Here is a 6,952-nt window from a genome sequence, read left to right on the forward strand (position 1 = left end):
TTTTTAATAAAAGCAGGTGTCGAAGTCGAACATATTCCTGTTTTAGAAGAATAATGAAAATCAATCCGAAATATTTACCCATTATTATAGGAGCCGTTTTTGCTCTTGGAACCGTTCTGGGAAGCATGATGAATGCTCCCCTCGAGGATAGTCTTTTGGCGAAAAATAATTCTAAAACGAAACTCAATAAGCTGATTGATTTCATCAACAATGAATATGTTGATAATGTCAATACCGATTCGATTGTGGATCTGACCGTAGATAATATTTTATCAAAACTAGATCCGCATTCAGTTTATATTCCGCCAAGCGAACAGGCTGAAGTAGCTGAAAGCATGAGAGGTGATTTCGTCGGAATCGGAATTAATTTCTATATGTACAAAGATTCTGTAGCAATCATTAAGCCTGTAGAAAATGGTCCTTCGGCAAAAGCCGGATTAAAATCAGGGGATAGAATCTTATTTGCAGGAAAAACGAAACTATATGGCAGAAAATTGCCGTCTGATAGTTTGTTCTCCAAACTAAAAGGAGTAAAAGGTTCTGAAATAGAACTAACCGTTTTTAGAAAATCAGAGAAGAAACAGCTTAAATTTAAAATTAAGAGAGATGTCATTCCGCTAAAAAGTGTTGATGCTTCTATATTACTGGCAAATAATACAGGTTACATAAAAATAAATCGTTTTGCTGAAACAACATATAAAGAATTTAAAATTGGTTTAACAAGACTGCGGCAAAAAGGGATCCAGTCTTTGATTGTAGACCTTCGGGATAATGGCGGAGGATATATGGAAGAAGCCGTGGTAATTGCCGATGAATTCCTGAAAGATAGACAGCTGATTGTTTTTACAAAAAATAAAGATGGTTCTACCGAAAAAACATATGCTACCAAAAGCGGAAGTTTTGAAAAAGGGAACGTGACAATTTTAATTAATGAAAATAGTGCTTCTGCAAGCGAGATTTTGGCTGGTGCTATTCAGGATAATGATCGCGGTACTATTGTAGGACGCCGTTCTTTTGGTAAAGGTTTAGTGCAGCGCGAAATGGATTTCAATGATGGATCTGCAGTACGATTAACTGTGGCAAGATATTACACCCCAACCGGAAGATCGATTCAAAAACCTTATACCAAAGGAAACGAAGAATATTATAAAGAGTCTGAAGCCAGATTAAAAACGGGTGAACTATATGCAAAAGACAGTATTAAAGTAGCCGATTCCCTGAAGTTTAAAACACCAAAAGGTAAAATTGTGTATGGCGGAGGCGGAATTGTTCCCGATGTTTTTGTTCCGATGGAAGCAGAGCACGGAAACGAAAATGTTGCCTATTTACTGCAAACAGGAATAGTGGGTCATTTTGTTTTTGAAGAATTGGATAAAAACCGAAATACTTTTTCAGGCCTTCATTTTAATGAGTTTTTACTTAAGATGAAAAACTCTGATGCTTATTTCAAAAAATTCAAAAACTACATTCTTCAAACCGGTATTGATCTGAAATTAGACAAAACAAAAGCTTTGGTAAATCGCTATATTACAGCCGAGTTTGCAAGACAATTATATGGTGAGCTATATTATTATGATGTTATTTTAAAAGAGGACGTAATGATTAAAGCCGTTTTGAATTCTAAGAAATAATGCTATATTTTTAAATAATAGTATAACAAAAAGCTTTAAAAAAAAGGCGAGCTTTGTAAAGTAAAAAAACATAAAAAATGAAAAATATAAAGAGAATAAGTTTCCTGTTTGTTTTGATGACATTTGTAATTTCATGCGCGACAATGAAAAAGAATAATGTTGTTACAGGAAAAGTAGATTTAATAGAATCAGGAAAAGACGGTTACACCGCAAAAGTTACTACTGATGCAAAAGAAGTTTATTTTGCCATAATCAGTATTGTAAATTTAGGAGGGCCTCAAAATTACAAGCAATTGAAAATAGGTGATAAAGTTTCGTTAAAGGGGGAAATCTGGGAAACCGAGGGCGAGAAACATATTAAGGTACAAGAGATTGTTTCGGTGAAATGACACTTATATTAGATAAAATAAACCATTAAAAAATTAATTTATTAAGCGTAAAATCTTAATTTTTTTAATCTTTTAATGGTTTAATTATTTATTACTTATCGAATACTATCATGTACATGAGTCTGCACACCGTTGTTCCATAAAGTCAAAATATCAGTGGCCACTGCGGCGCCACTTCCGGCAGCAATAGCCAGTTGGCTTCTCCATCCAGCTAAAGTTCCAATAACATAAATGCCATCGGCTACTTTATGATCCTCATTTTTGAGCTGGATACGCTGTTTTTCAGGCAACGCTTTTTTATGTGGTTCTATATATTGTGTTAAACCTTCAATATCAAAAGTATTGGCAGAACCAATACCGATAACGATGCTCTTTGTTTCGTATGAATTCTTATTTGTAATTACGGTAAACGCAGGATAAGTTCCTTCTACTTTGATAACTTTCTCATTTGCAATCTGAATAATATGCGGATAGGTTTGGGCTAAATCCTGTTTGCTCTCGAATAATAGTGCTGAACCTAATTTACCTGATTTTATTCCGTAAGCATTATAAAAAACAGCTTCCTGTAATGAAGAGCTCTTCTGATGTGTGAAAATTCCGATTTTTTTATCGGTTACAAAAGCTTTGTTTTTAGCAGATCCTAAAATAAGTGCACAGGACATTCCTGAAACGCCTCCTCCGATAATCAGAGCATCAAACATATTATCTTCCGTTTGTTTTTTCTTCAATCTTCTTAGAGATTCTAAAAATCAAAAGAATTAAAACGGCACAAAATGAAGCAGCGATTCCAATAAAAGCTACCATACTATCCCCCTTAAAAGGGTTTTGAAAGTCCAGCAATGTAATGTTAAAAACAATTAAAGCTAATGCCAGAAGCACTAAAATAGAAGTGAAAATTTTCATAAGGCTGTTTGTTTGTCTAAAATAATAAAGTAAAGTTTTTGATTAGCTATCTGAAACTATATTTTAGAAATTTTATGGAGCAAATTTATAAAAATATCCGTTATACAAACAGACCTTTAACATTAGCAGCGAATAATTTAACAGCAATTGCCAAAAGTATCACTCCAAATGTCTTGCGGACAACTCCAAGGCCATTTTCGCCTAATAATTCTTCAATTTTTTTAGAAGATTTAAGAACAATATAAACTAAGATAATATTCAGTAAAATAGCTATGATAATATTAATAGTGTGAAACTGAGAACGTAATGATAATAAAGTCGTCATGGTTCCGGCCCCGGCGATTAGAGGAAATGCCAACGGAACAATCGAAGCTGATCCCGGTTCTTCGTCACGGTAAATACGGATTCCCAAAATCATTTCTAAAGCAAGAAAGAATAAAACGAATGAACCTGCAACGGCAAACGAATGCACATCAATACCAATAAGATTTAGTAAGCCTTCTCCAATAAAAAGAAAGACAATCATAATTGCTCCGGCAACAAGTGAAGCCTTTTCAGATTCTATATGTCCAACCTTAGCTCTTAGATTTACAATAATAGGAATTGAACCTACAATATCAATTACGGCAAAAAGTACCATTCCAACTGTTATGATTTCTTTAAAGTCGATTTCTAACATATTACTTTGATTTTAAGCATTTAAAATTTTTGCAAAGGTAAAGAATAAAGATAATGGTTTTATGAACGCATGTATTTTTGTTATAAAAAGACGTTTCAGGTGCTTAAAAATAAACATTTGTAACATATGTTTGTTGCCCGCACAGATTCTCAAAGTTTAATTGTACTACCACAGAGTTTCACAAAGAATCCACGAAGTTGCACAAAGTTTTATTTACTCTTTGTCAAAGTTTAATAGCAAAGCTTTATGCACTTAAAAAAAACATTTCTAAAAAAATTAAACTTTGAGAATCTCTGCGAAAAAAACTTTTGTGTAACTCTGTGGTAAAACTTTACAAAGCATTACAGTAAAATTAAATCGCATTACATCTCTTTTCTTTGACTATATTTGCACTTTATAAATTACAGTACTTTATTATCATGTTTCAATTAGGGAAAACCATTATTTCAGAAGATATTCTTGAAAAAGAATTTGTGTGCAACTTGTCAGCTTGTAAAGGAGCTTGTTGTGTTGACGGAGATGCCGGTGCGCCTTTAAGCGAAGCGGAAACTAAAATATTGGAAGAAATTTATCCAAAAATAAAACCTTTTTTGCGCAAGGAAGGAATTGCAGCTATCGAAGCACAAGGAACCTGGGTAAAAGGAACCGATGGTGATCTTGAAACCCCACTAATAGATGAAAAAGATTGTGCTTACGTAATTTTTGACGGCAAAACCGCCCTTTGCGGAATTGAGCAAGCCTACAATCAGGGAATCGTAGATTGGAAAAAACCGGTTTCATGTCATCTTTATCCAATCCGTGTAAAAGATTTTACGGAGTTCGCTGCCGTTAATTATGACAAATGGGATATTTGTGATGCTGCCTGTTCTTTAGGAAAGGAATTAGAAGTTCCGGTTTACAAATTTGTCAAGGAAGCGCTTATTCGCCGTTTTGGAGAAGATTGGTATTTAGAGCTCGAAAAAGTAGCAGAAGAGCATAAAAATTCTTAAAAAAAAACGATATCGGCAATACTTCAAAAAAGACCAAAATCTGCAAAGAATAATTCCAGATAAGAAAGAAAAAGATTTTTTAATTTAATAAAAAATCCTTGCTTTTTATTTTTAAAATCCTATATTTTACGGTATCTTAACTGAATTTTGTAATTTTAATTTACTCATTTACAGATATTTAATAATTGTATGAAAAATGTTCTGTTTTTTGTGCTTTGTTAAAAACTACATCAAATTGTGAATAAGTTTGGCTTTCATTTTTGGCAACAAATGACAATCTTTGTAGTCTACTGAATCAGGGGAAATTCATTAAAAATTAAACAAACCAGGAATGTCACAAGTTGAGCCAATATTACAAGAAAATAAGAATCGTTTCGTCATTTTTCCAATCAAACATCATGATATTTGGGAATGGTATAAAAAAATGGAAGCTAGCTTCTGGACTGCCGAAGAAATTGATTTGCACCAGGACTTGACAGATTGGAACAATAAACTAAGTGACGAAGAACGATATTTCATTAAACACATTTTGGCATTTTTTGCAGCTTCTGACGGAATCGTAAATGAAAACCTGGCAGAGAACTTTGTAAATGAAGTGCAATATGCAGAAGCGAAGTTTTTCTATGGTTTTCAAATTATGATGGAAAATATTCATAGCGAGACCTATTCTTTATTGATTGACACTTACGTGAAAGATGAAGCAGAGAAAGCGGAGCTGTTTAATGCTTTGGAAGTTTTTCCTGCCATCAGAAAAAAAGCAGACTGGGCTTTAAAATGGATTGATTCTGATTCGTTTGCTGAAAGACTTATTGCTTTTGCAGCGGTTGAAGGGATTTTCTTTTCCGGAGCTTTCTGTTCTATTTATTGGTTGAAAAAACGTGGTTTAATGCCAGGTTTGACTTTTTCAAACGAATTGATTTCCCGTGATGAAGGCGTACACTGTGATTTTGCAGTACACTTACACAATCACCACTTAATTAATAAAGTCCCTAAAGAAAGAATCAAGGAAATTATCGTTGATGCTTTGGATATTGAAAGAGAGTTTGTTACAGAATCTCTTCCGGTAAGTTTGATTGGTATGAATGCTGCCTTGATGACACAATATTTAGAATTTGTTGCTGACAGATTATTAGTAGAATTAGATTGCGAGCGTGTGTACGGATCATCAAATCCGTTTGATTTCATGGATATGATTTCTCTTCAGGGAAAAACCAATTTCTTTGAGAAACGTGTTGCCGAGTATCAAAAATCAGGTGTAATGAACACGGATGGTGATGCTCAGAAAATTTCATTTGATGCAGATTTTTAGATTATGTAGTAAATTTTAGTGACTTACCACGAGCACTAAGACATAATAAAATTAAGAAATGAAAGTTTCTTATAATAGACAATTTAAGGTTGGATCTCTATCCCAAATCGCAGATCCAATAACATTTTTACAACTATTTTCATCTGTTTTCCAGATTGAAAATCAAAAAACTATGGGAATCCTGCAATTCTCAAAAAATATAAAAAACACGCGATGTTAAGCAATGGAATTTGTTTTCCGGAGTCTTTCATTTTTTAAAAAACACAAAAAAAGTAAGCTTATGTATGTAGTAAAAAGAGATGGCCATAAAGAGCCGGTAATGTTTGATAAGATTACGGAAAGAATCAAAAAATTATGTTACGGGCTGAATGAGCTTGTAGATCCTGTTAAGGTAGCCATGCGTGTTATTGAAGGATTGTATGACGGAGTTTCTACATCTGAACTGGATAATCTTGCGGCAGAAACTGCAGCTTCTATGACTATTGCCCATCCTGATTATGCGCAATTGGCAGCTCGTGTGGCGATTTCAAACTTACACTCTAATACAAAAAAATCGTTTTCAGAAACGATGAAGGATATGTATCACTACGTAAATCCAAGAAACGGGCAAGACGCTCCGTTACTTTCGGATGAGGTATTTAATGTGATTCAGGAAAATGCAGCTTTCCTTGATTCTCATATCATTTATACACGGGATTTTAATTACGATTACTTCGGGTTCAAAACTTTGGAGCGTTCGTATTTGCTAAAAATAAACGGAAAAATCGTCGAAAGACCACAGCATATGCTGATGCGTGTTTCAGTTGGGATTCACTTAGATGATTTAAAATCGGTAATTGAGACGTACGATTTAATGTCTAAAAAATACTTCACGCATGCAACACCGACGTTGTTCAATGCGGGAACTCCAAAACCTCAAATGTCTTCGTGTTTCCTTTTGGCAATGCAGGATGACAGTATTGATGGCATTTACGATACCTTAAAACAAACGGCTAAAATCTCGCAATCAGCGGGAGGAATTGGTCTTTCTATTCATAACGTTCGTGCGACAG

8 protein-coding genes are annotated in these 6,952 nt (G+C 34.0%); 5 read left to right on the forward strand and 3 right to left on the reverse strand.

Features of this window, described 5'->3' with window-relative positions:
• Positions 1 to 53 precede the first annotated feature (53 nt).
• Positions 54 to 1,631, forward strand: coding sequence for a S41 family peptidase (locus ABI657_RS18650; RefSeq protein ID WP_348098779.1), 1,578 nt, complete (start codon positions 54 to 56; stop codon positions 1,629 to 1,631).
• 77 nt (positions 1,632 to 1,708) lie between these two features.
• Complete coding sequence (locus ABI657_RS18655) at positions 1,709 to 2,020, forward strand: hypothetical protein (protein ID WP_348098780.1); 312 nt, start codon at positions 1,709 to 1,711, stop codon at positions 2,018 to 2,020.
• 95 nt (positions 2,021 to 2,115) lie between these two features.
• Here ABI657_RS18655 and ABI657_RS18660 read toward each other — a convergent pair whose 3' ends face one another.
• From ABI657_RS18660 to ABI657_RS18670, 3 genes are all read right to left on the reverse strand, one after another.
• Positions 2,116 to 2,721 (reverse strand): FAD-dependent oxidoreductase, encoded by a 606-nt coding sequence (locus ABI657_RS18660; RefSeq protein WP_348098786.1) that lies wholly within the window; start codon positions 2,719 to 2,721, stop codon positions 2,116 to 2,118.
• Between the two features lies 1 nt (position 2,722).
• Positions 2,723 to 2,923 carry a hypothetical protein gene (locus ABI657_RS18665; protein ID WP_348098781.1) on the reverse strand — a complete coding sequence of 67 codons (201 nt, stop codon included), beginning with the start codon at positions 2,921 to 2,923 and terminating at the stop codon, positions 2,723 to 2,725.
• 100 nt (positions 2,924 to 3,023) lie between these two features.
• A complete protein-coding gene (locus ABI657_RS18670) occupies positions 3,024 to 3,602 on the reverse strand; it encodes a MarC family protein (protein ID WP_348098782.1) in 579 nt (192 codons plus the stop codon).
• Positions 3,603 to 4,021: 419 nt separating this feature from the next.
• Between ABI657_RS18670 and ABI657_RS18675 the strand changes: the two genes are divergently transcribed.
• From ABI657_RS18675 to ABI657_RS18685, 3 genes are all read left to right on the forward strand, one after another.
• Entirely contained in the window at positions 4,022 to 4,591 is a 570-nt protein-coding gene (locus ABI657_RS18675; RefSeq protein ID WP_348098783.1) for a DUF3109 family protein, read from the forward strand.
• A gap of 331 nt (positions 4,592 to 4,922) precedes the next feature.
• A complete protein-coding gene (locus tag ABI657_RS18680; protein ID WP_348098784.1) occupies positions 4,923 to 5,900 on the forward strand; it encodes a ribonucleotide-diphosphate reductase subunit beta in 978 nt (325 codons plus the stop codon).
• Positions 5,901 to 6,180: 280 nt separating this feature from the next.
• Positions 6,181 to 6,952 (forward strand): ribonucleotide reductase N-terminal alpha domain-containing protein (locus ABI657_RS18685; RefSeq protein WP_348098785.1); only part of this gene is annotated, 772 nt, incomplete at its 3' end.

This window comes from Flavobacterium sp. (assembly GCF_039930565.1).
Taxonomy (GTDB): domain Bacteria; phylum Bacteroidota; class Bacteroidia; order Flavobacteriales; family Flavobacteriaceae; genus Flavobacterium.